The 15763-nt window shown below is 44.1% G+C and carries 13 protein-coding genes and 1 tRNA gene; 7 read left to right on the top strand and 7 right to left on the bottom strand.

The features are described from left to right. Positions 1 to 202: 202 nt before the first annotated feature. Positions 203 to 2356 (bottom strand): M3 family metallopeptidase, encoded by a 2154-nt coding sequence (locus H5123_RS04885; RefSeq protein WP_182697193.1) that lies wholly within the window; start codon positions 2354 to 2356, stop codon positions 203 to 205. A gap of 506 nt (positions 2357 to 2862) precedes the next feature. Here H5123_RS04885 and H5123_RS04880 point away from each other — a divergent pair. Then, on the top strand, positions 2863 to 3939 hold the full coding sequence (locus H5123_RS04880) for a PotD/PotF family extracellular solute-binding protein (protein ID WP_124015963.1): 1077 nt from the start codon (positions 2863 to 2865) through the stop codon (positions 3937 to 3939). 503 nt (positions 3940 to 4442) lie between these two features. Here the strand turns inward: H5123_RS04880 and H5123_RS04875 are convergent. Next, complete coding sequence (locus H5123_RS04875) at positions 4443 to 7001, bottom strand: excinuclease ABC subunit UvrA (protein ID WP_182697192.1); 2559 nt, start codon at positions 6999 to 7001, stop codon at positions 4443 to 4445. 1110 nt (positions 7002 to 8111) lie between these two features. Then, positions 8112 to 8201 (bottom strand) — tRNA-Ser (locus tag H5123_RS04870). Between the two features lie 328 nt (positions 8202 to 8529). Here H5123_RS04870 and punR point away from each other — a divergent pair. From punR to H5123_RS04840, 6 genes are all read left to right on the top strand, one after another. Next, positions 8530 to 9432 carry a DNA-binding transcriptional activator PunR gene (punR, locus tag H5123_RS04865; protein WP_182697191.1) on the top strand — a complete coding sequence of 301 codons (903 nt, stop codon included), beginning with the start codon at positions 8530 to 8532 and terminating at the stop codon, positions 9430 to 9432. A 204-nt stretch (positions 9433 to 9636) separates the two neighbouring features. Next, a complete protein-coding gene (locus H5123_RS04860) occupies positions 9637 to 10296 on the top strand; it encodes a Bax inhibitor-1/YccA family protein (protein WP_124015961.1) in 660 nt (219 codons plus the stop codon). 65 nt (positions 10297 to 10361) lie between these two features. Then, entirely contained in the window at positions 10362 to 10751 is a 390-nt protein-coding gene (tusD, locus tag H5123_RS04855; RefSeq protein ID WP_124015960.1) for a sulfurtransferase complex subunit TusD, read from the top strand. A gap of 19 nt (positions 10752 to 10770) precedes the next feature. Next, the gene (gene tusC / locus H5123_RS04850) at positions 10771 to 11127 is read left to right on the top strand and encodes a sulfurtransferase complex subunit TusC (protein ID WP_124015959.1); all 357 of its coding nucleotides are present in this window, start codon (positions 10771 to 10773) and stop codon (positions 11125 to 11127) included. Beyond that, entirely contained in the window at positions 11124 to 11432 is a 309-nt protein-coding gene (gene tusB, locus H5123_RS04845; protein WP_182697190.1) for a sulfurtransferase complex subunit TusB, read from the top strand. Before tusC ends, tusB begins: the two co-directional genes overlap by 4 nt. Beyond that, entirely contained in the window at positions 11426 to 11764 is a 339-nt protein-coding gene (locus H5123_RS04840; RefSeq protein WP_124015957.1) for a TusE/DsrC/DsvC family sulfur relay protein, read from the top strand. The genes tusB and H5123_RS04840 overlap by 7 nt, the downstream gene beginning before the upstream one ends. Positions 11765 to 12106: 342 nt before the next feature. On the opposite strand, the gene serS is transcribed toward H5123_RS04840, so the two are convergent. Genes serS through lolA form a run of 4 tightly spaced genes read right to left on the bottom strand, consistent with a single transcriptional unit; the run spans position 12107 to position 15762 of the window. Further along, positions 12107 to 13393 (bottom strand): serine--tRNA ligase, encoded by a 1287-nt coding sequence (serS, locus tag H5123_RS04835; protein ID WP_182697189.1) that lies wholly within the window; start codon positions 13391 to 13393, stop codon positions 12107 to 12109. Positions 13394 to 13411: 18 nt separating this feature from the next. Beyond that, complete coding sequence (gene crcB, locus H5123_RS04830) at positions 13412 to 13786, bottom strand: fluoride efflux transporter CrcB (RefSeq protein WP_124015955.1); 375 nt, start codon at positions 13784 to 13786, stop codon at positions 13412 to 13414. Next, the gene (locus H5123_RS04825; RefSeq protein WP_124015954.1) at positions 13779 to 15110 is read right to left on the bottom strand and encodes a replication-associated recombination protein A; all 1332 of its coding nucleotides are present in this window, start codon (positions 15108 to 15110) and stop codon (positions 13779 to 13781) included. The genes crcB and H5123_RS04825 overlap by 8 nt, the downstream gene beginning before the upstream one ends. 7 nt (positions 15111 to 15117) lie before the next feature. Beyond that, positions 15118 to 15762: an outer membrane lipoprotein chaperone LolA gene (gene lolA / locus H5123_RS04820; RefSeq protein ID WP_124015953.1), complete on the bottom strand. Its 645-nt coding sequence runs from the start codon at positions 15760 to 15762 to the stop codon at positions 15118 to 15120. Position 15763 lies beyond the last annotated feature (1 nt).

Genomic DNA, 15763 nt, shown 5'->3' with positions numbered 1-15763 from the left:
GAGTGTAGACTTACAGAGCAACAATATGCTTGATCTTGATCAACACTAACACACTATGCTTAGGTTACTTAATCAGCATTAGTTGATTAAAAAACAAAGGTCTTACTGAGGCTTGATGTACAAAACACAAACAGAATATTTAATTGATTTAATTAAAAATGCCGCTAAATTAGCGGCATTTTTTTCGATGCAATGTGAATGCTTAGTTCAAACCGCGTCGCTTGAGGAGAGCCTCAGTTGTCGGCTCTTGTCCACGGAAGGCTTTATAAGCTTCCATCGGTGGCACACTGTTACCCACTTCACGAATGGTCTTGCGGTATTTCATGCCAATCTCACGGTTTAATCCACCTTGAGTTTGTACATAAGCAAATGCATCAGCAGCTAAGATCTCACTCCACATGTAGGCGTAGTAACTTGCTGAGTATCCACCAGGGAATGCGTGAGCAAAGTAAGTCGATTTATAACGTGGCGGCACTGCAGCGATATCAACACCATGCTTTTTCAACGCAGCGGCTTCAAACTGCGCGACATCTTGAAGCGGCGCATCTGCCGGCAGTGAATGCCACTCTAAATCCACCAGTGCGGCCGCCATATACTCAAGAGTGTCGAAACCTTGATTAAAGCTGCGCGACTTAAGTAACTTTTGGAGTAGCTCATCGGGGATCATCTCGCCAGTTTGATAGTGTTTAGCGTAATTTGCCAGTACTTCAGGGTGCGCGGCCCAATCTTCTTCGAAGGTTGATGGGAACTCAACAAAGTCGCGGGTAACAGCCGTGCCAGAAAGACTTGGATAAGTGACTTTTGAAAACATTCCATGGGTGCCATGGCCCATTTCATGGAACATTGTGGTCACTTCATCATAGCTAACATACGTAGGCTGACCTTCAGGTGCCTTTTTGATATTCATTACATTAACAACGACAGGTTTGCTGTTAAGTAATGTCGATTGAGTGACAAATGCACTCATCCATGCTCCGCCGCGCTTACCTTCTCGGGCAAAGTGATCGGCATAGAAGATGGCCATCGAACTGCCATCGACATCAAACATTTCATAGGCTTTTACATCTTTATGGTAAACCGGTAAATCTGGACGTGGCTTGAAGGTGACGCCGTAGAGTTTTTCAAGGGTAAAGAAAACACCATCTTCCAATACACGGTTAAATTCGAAGTAAGGCTTGATTGAAGCGGCGTCGAGATCGTACTTCTCTTTACGTACTTTTTCAGCGTAGAAAGCCCAGTCCCATGGTGCTAGGGTAAAATCAGCGCCAGTCTTGTTGATCATCATTTGAATATCAGCGGCTTCTTTTTCGGTATTAGCGACAACAGCGGGCACCATAGATCCAAACATTTCATATACCGCCTCTGGCGTCTTAGCCATTTGCGGTGCCAGAGTATAATCTGCCCAGCTATCGTACCCTAATAGCGCTGCACGCTCAGCACGAAGCTGGGCTAAACGTGACACCAATGATGCGGTTTCGTTATTACCACTCATTCCGCGAGTCGATGAAGCCTGCCAAACACGCTGGCGCAATTCGCGATTTTCAAGCTTGGCTAATACAGGTTGGCGGGTGGTATTAGTAATACTTAGCAGGTATTTACCTTCAAGACCTTGTGCACTCGCATCTGCTTTCGCTGCTCGGAGCTCATTTACAGATAATCCTGCAAGCTCTTCTTCAGAATCAACAACAACTGCAATCTCTTTCGTCAGCCTGAGTAGGCGTTGGCTAAATTCATTGGTGAGTGTTGATTGCTCTTCATTGAGTAATCTAATTTGGGCTTTTTGCTCATCGGTTAGCTTAGCGCCAGCCATGATAAAGCGCTGATGATAAACCTCAATCAGGCGGATCTCTTCGGCGCTCAAGCCTAACTGCTGGCGTTGTTGATAAAGTGAGTCAATACGAGAGAACAATGCCGAGTTGAGTTGGATATTATCCGAGTGAACCGCCATTTTTGGTGCCATTTCACCCTGAATTTTTCGCAGTGTTGGGTTACTGTCTGTGCTCGCTAAATTATAAAACACATTCGCTGCTCTATTGAGTAGTTCACCGCTAGTTTCCAGTGCAACTATGGTGTTGGCAAAAGTGGCTTTATCATTATTATTAGCAATCATCAGTACTTGTTGATAATGCTCTTTAATACCTTGCTCAAGTGCTGGCTGAAAATGCTCATCTTTAATGATGTTAAAATCGGGAGCTTGATATTGCAATGTGCTAGCAACAAATAAAGGATTTGCGGATAGTGGACTAACCTGTAATTGTTGCTTGTTGTCAGCTTCTGATGCTGATTGGCATCCCGTGAGAAACAGGGTGGTTGAAAGTGTACCTGCAACGGCTAGCGCGATAAGATTGATTTTCATATAACAACGACTTCCTTCTTTTAATATTTGTTATTTTTCATAGTAAACAACTCATTGAATACGTTATCGACTAGTTTATTATTTGTGGCTTAAGTCAGGCTGAAATAATCAACATTGGTGGGTAAAACATAAAAAACCTAATAAAAGTCTGTAAATTTAGCCAGTTTGGTCTGTAAAACTTCACTTTTTGTAAGCGGGAAATTGAATAAAAATATGATGTTATTTGAAAATATCATATTGATGTTTTTTAGACTTAATTAAGTTAACACCGGATAAAAACCTGTTACTTGTATCGGCAATTAACCAACTGAAGCGGGTTTATTTTAGTTTGTCGTGGTTGGTTTATGAGATTATTAACACAAAGTATCAAATAAAAACGCTATGCCAAACTGGCTAAACTCCTTGTTATGAACAATCCTTATAACACATGAGATGCATGGTTAGATGAACTCACCGCTTTACTGATTCGATAAATCAAAGCTCGTGACTAAATAAGGATACACATAGTGAAAATAGGTAAATACTTAAGAGTAAACAACCTGTTTTTAACTGGTATATTGATGTCGACAAATACCCTAGCCGTGACATTGAACATACTAGAATGGGAAGGCTATATCAGCCCATTTAAAGAAGATTTTGAGGTCTATGCTAAATCTAAGGGGATGGAAGTTGAGCTAAATATTATGGATCCCTATATCACAGATCCTGAACTTATCTTCAACAAACTGCGAGCCAGAGCCGCTGATGTGACTACCCCAACACACAATTACTACAAGATGAATAAAAACAGGTTACTTCTGGTATTACAACCCATAGATTTTAGTCGCCTGAGTCATTACCCCAAAGTACTAAATTCATTAAGAAACAGTCAATACGATGAATTTAAAGGCAAAAAATATTCAGTTCCTTTACTTGGAGGCTCATATGGCCTGGCTTACAATGCAGCAAAGCGAGATGAGCCAAAATCCTGGGAAGAATTGTGGCAACCGGAAAATAAAGCTAAATTTGCTATCACAGGTGATCAATTTGAAGCCAACATCTATACCACGCTACTGGTTTTAGGTTACCCACCAGAATCTTTCTACGACATAGATGCTATAGAGTTTGATAAACCTAAAGTGCAAGCTAAACTGACGAGCCTAGTCCAAAATGCAGACTCATTTTGGAACGGTATGGCTGATGTAGAGCGCATGAAAGATCTAGAATTGGCCACCACATATTGGTTTGGGGTAGCAGCTGCCAATAAAAGCGGACAAAACTGGAAACTAGCAACCCCTAAGGAAGGCCAAACTGTGTGGCTAGATACTTTAGCTATAGGAAGGCATGTTAAAGGTGAAAAGCTAGATGCGGCCTATTTACTAATCGACTTTATGATCAGCGAACCAGTGCAAAAACGCATATTAGAAATGTATGGTTCTATTATTGTAAATGGCGCTACGGCTAAGTTACTCGACCCACAATTAGTTAAAGATGCCAGAGTCGGAGATGAGACATTTTTCTCTGAGCAATATTTATGGCGCCCTCTAAGCTCAAGAACCCGTAATACCTATAAGCAAATGTGGAATAAGGCCATGGATAAATAAAGCCTCCGCAATGCTCCCAAAAGAGTTTACACCCGAGGCCATCCCGTTAAATATTAAATTAATCATTCTGTTTCAATTGGTTAGTTTCACAAGCTAAAATCACCCCTGCAATTGCTAACTGAAACTGGCTTTATTCCTGAATTAAAAAGTCAATTTTTTAACCATCAAAATATGAGTTAACCATTACAACCGCTTAAAAACACTTATCAGATTTAACTTCCATGATAACAATACGCTTTTGGATCAGTAAAATAACGGTAGTTTGTGAGACAGTGCTATTTCGCACTGCCTCTCTATTTGCTGTCGCGGTTAAAATGTAATCGGTTTGAATACTAAAGTGATGGTTTAGTGTGTTATTACAGATAGATTTATGCTGCCTACTTTGCTACTCGTTGTGCTGCACTGTCGAACCCGCGTAGGAACTATTGCGGCTTATCAACTGGCGCTGGGATCGGCGCCCCAGCGCGTCAGGTTTACTGAATTTGCCACGGCAAACAGTAAACTCAGTTGGTAGAGACCCACTGGGCCAAGTAAGGCGCCGTTCGGCTCGCTGGGTGAGCGGCCACTGCATGGGGCGTGCCGGCGACCACTATGCAGCCGCCCTTGTCACCGCCTTCAGGGCCAATGTCGATAACCCAGTCGGCGGCGGCAACTACGTCCATATCGTGTTCCACCACAATCACGGTATTGCCAGCATCGACGAGGCGGTTGAGCTGAGCGAGCAGTAATAGCACGTCGGCAGGATGGAGCCCAGTTGTGGGCTCGTCGAGAATGTACAGCGTATGGCCGCGGCGTGCCCGCTGCAGCTCGGTCGCAAGCTTGATGCGCTGCGCCTCGCCTCCGGAAAGTTCGGTGGCGGGTTGGCCGAGTCGCAGGTAGCCGAGCCCCACCTCACTAAGGGTCTTAAGACTGCGCAATGCCGAGGGCACATCGGCGAGAAACACCATTGCCGCATCCACGGTAAGCCCAAGCACCTCGGCTATATTCTTGTTACAGTACGTCACCTCGAGGGTCTCAGGATTATATCGCGTGCCGTCGCAGTCGGAACAGGGCATATAACTACCTGGTAAAAAAAGCAGACCGACCGCCACAAATCCCTCGCCAAGGCAGGTCTCGCAGCGGCCGCCCGCCACGTTGAACGAGAACCGGCTGGCGCCGAAGTTTCGGCTTCGAGCCTCGGGGGTCGCGGCGAATGTGGTACGCACTGCATCGAACAGGCCAGTATAGGTGGCGAGGTTGGAACGCGGTGTGCGACCGATCGGTTTCTGGTCAACGCGCACCAGTCGATCGATCAGATCCGCCCCAGTGATCGTCTCAACCGTGGTGATTTCAACGGGTTTAGGCTCGGGTTGATCATCCTTCTCGCCATTCATCGAGGCTGTGGATGCGATCCCGGTACTGGGGTCTAGATCTGGATGAAGGTACAAGCCTACAGTCTCGGCGAGCACCTGACTCACTAGGGTGGACTTGCCAGAGCCCGATACACCTGTAACCGCGGTCAGTATGCCGAGCGGAAACTTGGCATTAAGGCCGCGTAGGTTATGGCGGGTTATCCCCGTCAGGCCAAGCCAGCCGAGCGGATGTCGTAGCTCGCGTGCCGCCGGAACGGGACGCTCGCTTGCAAAGAGAAATTTTCGCGTGATCGAGGCGGGTACATCTTTGAGTCCCGCCGTCGGTCCGCTGTAGAGGACAACTCCGCCCTGCTCTCCCGCATATGGGCCGACGTCGATGACCCAGTCAGCGCGGCGCACCACGTCCATATTGTGTTCCACGATAAAAACTGAGTTACCGCTAGATTTGAGCTCCTCAAGTACGGCAAGGAGCGGCTCGGCATCTGCTGGGTGCAGCCCAGCGGAAGGTTCGTCGAGTACGTAGATTACACCGAAAAGCCCAGAGCGCAGCTGGGTGGCAATGCGCAGCCGCTGCATTTCACCAGGAGAGAGCGTGGGTGTTGCGCGGCCTAGACTGAGGTATCCGAGGCCGAGATCGAGCAGCACATCAAGGCGGCGAGTGAGATCCTTGGTGATAGTTTCACCTGGGGTATTGCCGGCCGCCGGACGGTCAAGCACACGGCGGAGCTCGGTGAGCGACAAGCTGTTAAGCTCGGCTATGGTGCGGCCGTTGAAGGTAACCGCGAGAGCTTCGCTGCGCAGTCCACTGCCCGCGCACATTAGGCATGGCCCTGATTCAACATATTTCAATACACGGTTACGCACCGAGGTGCTTTTTGAATCGGCAAGCGTGTGCATCACGTAACTCTGCGCACTCCAGAATTTTCCCTTGTAAGGTCGGGGCCTTTCCCGCTCCGGCATGATGTTGACTACGGGTTGTTCCTCGGTGAACAAGATCCAATCGCGATCGGCGCGGGACAGCTGTTCCCAAGGTTTATCCACGTCATAACCGAGCGCTGTAAGAATGTCACGCAGGTTCTTACCCTGCCACGCCCCAGGCCAAGCCGTGACGGCACCTTCGCGAATACTCAGTGAAGGGTCGAGCACCAGCGATGCCTCGGTGACTGTGTGCGCGGTTCCAAGTCCCTGACATTTAGGGCATGCGCCCATGGCGGTGTTGGGTGAGAAGGAGTCTGACTCGAGGCGCAAAGCCCCATCAGGATAGACTCCTGTTCGAGAATAAAGCATCCTCAGGGAATTTGAGAGGGTGGTAACTGTGCCTACACTTGAGCGTGAGTTGGGTGTTCCTCGGCGCTGTTGCAGTGCGACGGCTGGCGGTAATCCAGTAATTTCATCCACCTGAGGCGAATGGCCTTGCTGGATCAGGCGCCGGGCGTACGGCGCGACGGACTCGAAGAAACGTCGCTGGGCCTCAGCGAAAATGGTGCCAAAAGCGAGCGAGGATTTGCCAGAGCCGGACACCCCGGTGAAAGCAACTATCGAGTCCCGGGGTAGATCCACGTCAACGTTCTGCAGGTTATTTTCTCGGGCGCCGCGCACGTGCACAAACCCCGTGGGTATGGAGTGGGAAACGGATGTTGCTGTCGGGGTGTGGCTACTGAAAGTGTCAACTGGCAAATGATGGCTGCCGCTATTCTTTGCTTTATTCATGCTTAAAGACCCCTTAGGTTAATTCTTGTCTAGATATGCAGGATATGATGGGACGTGCAGAATATGATTGCCTCTACTGGCATTAATGTGGAATTCTCAGCCTAAATTGCCATTTATTTCATGGCTCAAAAATAACAATAATCAAGCCATAAATGGCCTAGCATACTCAGTCAGGATGAACAGAACTCATGACATGCTCTTAACCGAGAGCATAAGATCACTATCTCCATCAAAATATTCCAGCTATTTTTAAGATAACACATAACGCCTTTCGTTTTTGAGTTGCCAACACCTGCGCTCATTTTATAAACGCACAGATTCAACCGAGTGATTTAAAATATGTGCGCTCAATGGCTAAAAAATGACACATTAGCTAAAACCAAGACAACAGAAAAGCTTGATATCGATCAAGTAGAAAATAGTTTGTGGAATTCAGAAGTGATTGTATACGCACACTTCCAACGCTGGCATTTAGCTGTGCTCTGTCGTCGTTTTCGGTCTAAATGCTGTAATGTCTTTTAATATGGGCAAAGCCCCCTACTTCTTCTTTGAATAACGCGCCAAACTCTATTGTGATTTTTAAGCAGTTTTCAGCAGTAATATTCAATCTAGTAAAAATAAATGGCGCTATGCTTATCCGCCAGTATTTCAGGTTGTCAACATCAACTCTAATTACTACATCTAGAAATAATTGACTATGCCAGCCATTTTCAAGATAACAACATTGATGGATGACCATATTTATAACAAACAAGAATTAGTGGGATTAAAGTCCTATCTATTTATTCAATATGGCAAAGATATAGCAATCTTAAAACTATGAATCTTGGATTTAAATGTTATAAATACAAAAAAGCCCCATCATTGCTGATGAGGCTTCCCCGTTAAATGTGGCGGAGGGATAGCTTGCTTGTAATAAAGAGGAACACTTGGGTTTAAATCTCTATCTTTTGCCTAACCAAAAAAGGCTCATCATTTCTGATGAACCTTTCGTCTTTAATGTGGCGGAGGGGTAGCTTGCTTGTAATAAAGAAGAACCCTGGGTTTAAATCTCTATCTTTTGCCCAAACAAAAAGGCCTTATCTTTCGATAAGGCCTTTTCATTAAATGTGGCGGAGGGATAGGGATTTGAACCCTAGAACGGGATAAACCGTTGCCGGTTTTCAAGACCGGTGCATTCGACCACTCTGCCATCCCTCCGAGCGGGCGAATAATATGATAATGCCCCTATGGTGTAAAGAGTAAATTGCAAATAATTTGTTAAGTGGCTATTTTATGCCCAAGTTCAAATCCCCTTTGCACATCTGCTATTAAACATAGCTTACAAAGCTCAGCTTGCTTGATGGTATTGACTCAATAAACACCCATAACCCACTATTTGTAATAACACCTGTTTAAGTCACAACAAATAGCCATTAGCTTAATGCAAATGTGATTAAACGGTCGATAACGGCGACTTTGCTTGATTTGATTTAGGTTAATGTTTACCTTTACTGCAAGTAATGTTGCTAATGCCAAGGATAGCGAGATGCTTTCAGAACAAGCATTCGAAATGATAGATATTGTGGCCCGCGTAGGCAGTTTTACCGCCGCTGCAAATAAATTAAATAAAGTACCCTCTGCGGTGAGTTATGCCATTAAGCAGATTGAAGATGACTTAGGGGTAATATTGTTTGAACGTCATCATCGCAGCGTGAGTTTAACCCCTGCTGGTGAACATTTTGTCGCCCAGTCTCGTGAGATCATGACCAAACTTAATAATATTAAGCGTGATACACAAAAAGTGGCTAATGGCTGGCGCCCTTCATTATCGATTGCGATTGACAATATGGTTCGCGCCGACAAAATAAGTGGCTTAATAGCTGATTTTTATCGGCATTTTACCGACATTGAATTGATTATTCGCTTAGAAGTATATAACGGCGTCTGGGAAGCACTGTCTACAGGAAAAAGTGACATCGCGATTGGCGCTACCTCTAGCATTCCTGTTGGTGGCACCTTTAAATCTCGCGATATGGGGATGATCCAGTGGTCTTTTTTAGTTGGGAAGAATCATCCTTTAGCTAAAGCTGAGCACGCGTTAACCGATGAAGAGTTATTACAATATCCGTCAATCTGCCTGCAAGACACAGCGCATAATATTGCTCATCGACCGAATTGGTTATTGAATAATCAACGTCGAATTGTGGTACCCGATTGGATCAGAGCGATAAATTGCTTTAGAGAAGGTTTAGGTGTGGGGTATATGCCATATCATTTAGCCGATATCTTTATCAAAGCTGGTGCGCTAATAGAAAAACAGCTCGCTACTCCCAAACAAGACACCGCCTGCTGTTTAGCTTGGAATACTGCCAATATGAGCCCTGCTCTAAAGTGGGTATTAGATCACTTAGGTGACACTGAAAAACTGAAAAAAGAATGGCTTAGCTAAACAGATTATGCAAAATATGTTTTTGTTAATAACATTACTTATCGAATAGTTTATGATAAATTAGCGCCTATTAAGATGATGTTTGTTATGAATTAATTTTTGTTTAATGTACATTGCTTACGCTATAGAAAAAGATTTAGCTTCATAGTGAGAAAGATTCTTTTCTCGTTGAGCAAATCATTGAGTTAACACCTGGAGACGATAATGAATCAACAATCAGTTATATCACCCAGTCTATCGACGACTGATGTCAATAAAATGCTAAAAAACACCTACATGCTTCTGGCGATGACATTGGCATTTTCTGCTGTTACTGCTGGTTTAGCCATGGCGATTAACCTTGGCCCAATGATGTCATTAGGTTTATCGCTTGGTAGCTTAGTATTGTTATTTGTGACCCTAAAAAAAGCCGATAGTGCTGCAGCCATATTTTGGGTATTTGCCTTTACGGGTATGCAAGGTGCGTCACTCGGTTATATTTTAAATCATTATGTTGGTATGGCGAACGGCCCAGGGCTTATCATGCAGGCGTTGGGCTTAACCTCAGTGATTTTCGTATCACTGTCGGCTTATGCTTTAACCACCAAAAAAGACTTCTCATTTATGGGCGGTTTCCTATTTGCCGGTATGCTAGTGATGATCGGTGCTGTAGTGATTAATATTTTCGTCGGTAGTTCAGTATTATTTATGGCAATGAATGCGGGTATTGCATTGCTTATGACCGGTTTCATCCTCTACGACACTAGTCGTATCGTGAATGGCGGCGAAACCAACTATGTTCGCGCGACCATTTCATTGTACTTAGACTTTTTGAACTTGTTCATGAGCCTGCTACATTTGTTAGGTATGGGCAACGACGATTAATCGTCGATAGAGTTCATTGGTAAATTACGTTAAAATGACCCTACATTAGGGTCATTTTTTTTATAATGAGCAAATTCATCATTCAAGTAAACGGAAGTGTTTATGGCTCAACAGCCAGCTTTCGTGCGTTATCTTTTTGCCAAAGCGCATTAGCTAACGGTCATCAAATCATCAATGTCTTTTTCTATCAAGATGGCGTAACCAACAGTAATGCCCTTACTTGTCCGGCATCTGATGAAATAGATATGCACTCACATTGGCAAAATTTGTCAGCGCAGCACGCAATACCATTAACCAATTGTGTTTCAGCAGCATTGCGTCGTGGCATACTCTCACCACAAGATGCATCAGAAAATGGTAAGCCACAATGGAATAGCAGTGACGCATTTACCATGGGCGGCTTAGGTGAATTAGTGGTCGGTATTGAACAAGCTGACAGATTAATTAGCTTTTAAGATATTTGTGGAATAGATAATGAAATCACTGGTGATTATTTTTAGACATGCACCTTTAGGCACCACGAGTACTCGTGAAGGGCTTGATTTTGCTATGCTCAGTGCCAGCTTTGAACAACAGGTGAGTATTGTGTTTACCAATGAAGCTGTATTGCATTTGCTGGCAGGCCAAACACCTGAGCAAGCAGGATCGAAAGATTATGTGTCGGCATTTAAAGCGCTATCTCTTTACGATATTGATACCGTATTGGTTTGCGCTGAATCAATGCACACATTAGGATTGCAGCCCAATGACCTCAGTATTGCGGCAACGGTAGCGACGCCAGAGATGATTAGGCAAACCCTGCAATCGGCTGATGAGGTGCTAGTATTTTGATATTACATCATATCCAAGCATCAGTAATGAGTGACGATGCCTTAAGTACATGCCTGCGCTATATTCACCCTAAAGACAGTATTTTATTGTCTAGCGATGCGGTGAATTGTTTATTACAACCTCAATGGCAACAGCGTTTAGCAAATATTGCACTGTTTGTGCTACAAGATGATGTTGTCGCTAGGGGGTTATCCGAACGCTTGATGATTATTTTAGCCAATAAAGCTGCGGGTGATTTTGATATTATTGACTATTCACAATTTGTTGAACAATCTTTGCGACACGATAAGGTGATAACTTGGTAAACTTTTTTGAATTTAATGGCCTGCAAATTGAAACCGATCATCAAGGCTATTTAAAAAATATCAATGACTGGCAAGAACCTATGGCAACTGTGATTGCCGCCACTGAGAACATTGAGTTAACCGAGCAACACTGGGAAGTTATTCGTTTTGTGCGTGATTTTTATCTAGAGTACAAAACCAGTCCTGCTATTCGTGTGCTGGTTAAAGCTATCGGTCAACGATTAGGAGCCGATAAAGGTAACTCTAAATATTTGTATACCTTATTTCCTGGGGGCCCGGCTAAGCAAGCAACCAAAATTGCTGGGCTGCCCAAACCAGCTAAATGTTTATAGTTAATCAAAGCCTACAAAAAAGCCCGCTTAAGATAACTTAAGCGGGCTTTTAAATAATTAACCTCAATAAAGGTTATTTAGGGAAAATGTTTTCTACCACTATCAATGCTGCTTGAGCTAGTTCAACAATTACCAACAAAATAAAAAAGAAGATAACTGATAAATAGATAAGCCTACGATTATCACGCCGACTTGAACCCATTGCTGGTTGTACCAATCCTTATCAATAATGCTCAACTTAAACAAAGTGGCACCAATTTAAATACTCTAAGTAAGCCCAAATATAATGCGTTGTTACCTCACTCTGTGCTCATAGCAATAAGCACAGAGTAATTAGAGAACCTAGCCAATAACGCTTAAGCCGCCCATGTATGAACGTAATACCTCAGGTACTGTGATAGTGCCATCTTGATTCTGATAATTTTCAAGCACGGCAACTAATGTCCGTCCCACTGCTAAACCAGAACCATTTAAAGTGTGCAATAACGCAGGTTTGTTATCTACCTTGCTACGGTATCGAGCTTGCATTCTGCGCGCTTGGAAGTCTTTCATGTTTGAACACGATGAAATTTCACGGTAAGTATTTTGTGCTGGTAACCACACTTCAATATCAAATGTTTTACTTGAACCAAAGCCCATATCACCAGTACATAACACCATAGTGCGGTGCGGCAAGTTTAATAACTGCAATACTTTTTCAGCATGTGCGGTAATTTCATCTAACGCATGCATTGAATTGTCTGGATGAGCAATTTGCACTAATTCGACTTTGTCGAATTGATGCTGACGGATCAAACCACGGGTGTCACGACCATAAGAGCCCGCTTCACTTCTGAAGCATGACGTTAATGCGGTCATTTTTATGGGTAGCTCACTCTCATCAACAATCATGTCGCGCACATAGTTAGTTAATGGCACTTCTGCGGTCGGGATAAGTGACAAGCCTTGACCTTCTTCTGTTGCTGGTTTGGTGTGAAATAAATCTTCACCAAACTTAGGAAGCTGACCAGTACCTAATAAGCTGTCTTCGTTAACCAATAGCGGTACATAGGTTTCGCTATAGCCATGTTCAGTGGTGTGTAGGTCTAGCATGAACTGACCTAAAGCACGATTTAAACGGGCGATTTGGCCGCGCATGATAATAAAACGTGAACCAGTAATTTTAACGGCACTTTTAAAATCTAATCCACCGAGAGCTTCACCTAAATCTAAGTGATCTTTCACTTCAAAATCGAATGTTCTAGGTGTACCCCAACGACGCACCTCTACATTGTCATTTTCATCGGCACCAATTGGCGCAGATTCATCAGGCAAGTTTGGTATGCTCATGGCGATGCTATTGATTTGTTGCAATAACTCAGCAAGTTCAGCTTTCTTTGCATCAAGCTGCACACCTAAATCCCCTACCTGCGCCATAATGGAACTGGTATCTTCGCCACGAGCTTTAGCTTGACCAATCGACTTGGAGATCGCATTACGCGACGCTTGTAAGTCTTCTGTTTCTACTTGAAGCGATTTACGCTTTTCTTCAAGTTTGGTCAAATTATCAACCTCTAAAATAAAGCCACGAGTGGCTAAACGCTCGGCGGTGACGTCAAGATCATTACGCAAAAATTTTGGATCTAGCATGTTGTGAGTTCTTTTTAGTTAAACGCGAGAAAATATAAGTTGTTGACCTACATACACCATAAATAGACATAAGGTGACATTCAACAACACATTTAAAATAGCTTTATGCCATAAGCCTTCTTGCAACAGCAGTAAGGTTTCATTCGAGAAAGTTGAAAATGTAGTTAATGCACCCAATAGGCCAATGCCAACAAGCGCTTTAATTTCAGGGCTAACATGACTTAACTGCCCTAGCGCATAAACTACACCCATTAAAAACGATCCCAGTAGATTGACTAACAGTGTACCAAAAGGAAAACTGCTTCCAAATAGCTGGATCATAAAAATTGATAGAAGATAGCGTAAAACTGCACCAATTGAACCACCTAATGCCACCAAGATCACATTAGTCATAGCGTTTGTCCTCGCTTTGTTGATCAAGCTGACGCAATTGCCCTAATTTATCTTGAATACGTTTTTCAAAACCTCTGTTGGTTGGCTGATAAAACTGGCTGTGTTGCAATGATTCAGGGAAGTAGTTCTCGCCGGCAGCATAGGCCGCAGGTTCATTATGAGCATAGCGATATTCTTTACCAAAACCGATTTCTTTCATCAATTTTGTCGGCGCATTACGCAGATGATTAGGCACAGGCTCGTGTCCAGTTTGCTTAGCAAGCTCACGGGCTTGATTAAACGCACTATAAACGGCGTTACTTTTGGGCGCGCTGGCTAAATACAACACGGCTTGAGCAATTGCGCGTTCGCCTTCAGCGGGTCCAATACGGTGATAACAATCCCATGCGTTAAGTGCAACTGTCATGGCAATAGGATCGGCATTACCAATGTCTTCTGAGGCAATGGCCAATAAACGACGAGCAACATATAAGGCATCGCCACCACCTTCTAAAATGCGGCAATACCAATATAACGCCGCATCGGGCGCCGAGCCGCGCACAGACTTGTGTACTGCAGAAATTAAATCGTAAAATTGATCGCCATTTTTATCGTAACCCGCAGCTTGATGGCCCGCAACTTGAGTGAGCATTTCGGTGGTAAACGCACTTTCATCTGCAACTAAATCGCTCATTAACTCGATTAAATTAAGTGCTTTACGTGCATCGCCCTCGCTAATGTCGGCTAATTGCTTAGCCACTGCGCTAGGTAATGTTAATTGGCGTTTGCCTAAACCACGTTCAACATCAGTTAACGCTTGAGTCACAATTAAGCTGATTTCATCGGAGCTTAAGCGATTAATAAGGTAAACACGCGCCCGGGATAACAAGGCGTTATTAAGTTCGAATGAGGGGTTTTCAGTGGTAGCACCAATGAAGATAACCGTGCCATCTTCAATAAAGGGTAAAAATGCGTCTTGCTGGCTTTTATTAAAACGGTGTACTTCATCGACAAATAATAAGGTACGTTGACCGCGACTTTGGGCCACGGCTTTGGCTTGTTCAATCGCCGCACGGATCTCTTTCACCCCAGAAGTCACTGCAGAAATACGCTCAACATGGGCGTTAGCATAATGGGCAATAAGCTCAGCTAAGGTGGTTTTCCCGGTACCGGGCGGGCCCCACAGTAACATTGAGTGGGCTCGATTTGCCTCTAGCGCCTTACGCAGTGGCTGGCCCTCACCCAATAAGTGTGCCTGACCTATGTATTCACTAATATCCCTTGGGCGCATACGCGCAGCCAAGGGGCGAAAGTCTGGGGCGAAATCAAAACCTAAGTTAGCCATAAACTGCTTAGTGAGCTTGCTTTAAGCGTTGATCGTCTATATCGACGTTATCAGGTACAGCAAAATTAAAGATATTGGTCTCGTCTGCTTTTACGCTGCGCTGCTCAGTGAGCGAAAATTGGCTTAAATTACCTTGCTCGTCGGTTAAGTTAAATTTGACTAACTGCTTGGCGTCAAAACATACACTAACAGCAATAACGTTACTGTTGAGTTTCTTAGGCTGAATATCAAAACAGCTAGATGTCGCATTAATAACCCGTTTGGTGACTGAATATTTAGCCCATGTGGCTTCATCTCGATGCACTAACAAAGCCATCGGCGATGCATCAACCGCTTGAGCAACATCCATTACGGTTACTTCTTCGGCGAAGGGGTTATAAATCCATAAATTAGCGCCATCGGCCACAATCAAAGATTCATCTGGCTGAGTTAAATGCCAGTAAAATTGATTGGGATATGCCAGGGCAAATACGCCACTGCCAGTTTGAATTGGTTTATTATTAATGTCGGTAACTTGCTGGGAAAATGTCGCATGCAAACTATCAATGTTAGACAGTTTTGCTCGTAGCTCAGTGGCGTCATCGGCCATCGCGGCAAAGCAAGTTACGCTGGTGGTTAATAATAGGCTTAATACAGCAAAACGTTTATTCATT

This window comes from Shewanella sp. SR43-4 (assembly GCF_014163845.1).
GTDB classification, from domain to species: domain Bacteria; phylum Pseudomonadota; class Gammaproteobacteria; order Enterobacterales; family Shewanellaceae; genus Shewanella; species Shewanella vesiculosa.
Note: the sequence above shows the minus strand (reverse complement) of the source record. Positions and strands in the feature narration are given on the sequence as shown.

Excerpts from the sequence above, each read along its gene's own strand:
- H5123_RS04885 (WP_182697193.1), bottom strand. The coding sequence starts at position 2,356 with ATGAAAATCAATCTTATCGCGCTAGCCGTTGCAGGTACACTTTCAACC.
- H5123_RS04875 (WP_182697192.1), bottom strand. The coding sequence starts at position 7,001 with ATGAATAAAGCAAAGAATAGCGGCAGCCATCATTTGCCAGTTGACACT.
- punR (WP_182697191.1), top strand. The coding sequence starts at position 8,530 with ATGCTTTCAGAACAAGCATTCGAAATGATAGATATTGTGGCCCGCGTA.
- H5123_RS04860 (WP_124015961.1), top strand. The coding sequence starts at position 9,637 with ATGAATCAACAATCAGTTATATCACCCAGTCTATCGACGACTGATGTC.
- tusD (WP_124015960.1), top strand. The coding sequence starts at position 10,362 with ATGAGCAAATTCATCATTCAAGTAAACGGAAGTGTTTATGGCTCAACA.
- tusC (WP_124015959.1), top strand. The coding sequence starts at position 10,771 with ATGAAATCACTGGTGATTATTTTTAGACATGCACCTTTAGGCACCACG.
- serS (WP_182697189.1), bottom strand. The coding sequence starts at position 13,393 with ATGCTAGATCCAAAATTTTTGCGTAATGATCTTGACGTCACCGCCGAG.
- crcB (WP_124015955.1), bottom strand. The coding sequence starts at position 13,786 with ATGACTAATGTGATCTTGGTGGCATTAGGTGGTTCAATTGGTGCAGTT.
- H5123_RS04825 (WP_124015954.1), bottom strand. The coding sequence starts at position 15,110 with ATGGCTAACTTAGGTTTTGATTTCGCCCCAGACTTTCGCCCCTTGGCT.
- lolA (WP_124015953.1), bottom strand. The coding sequence starts at position 15,762 with ATGAATAAACGTTTTGCTGTATTAAGCCTATTATTAACCACCAGCGTA.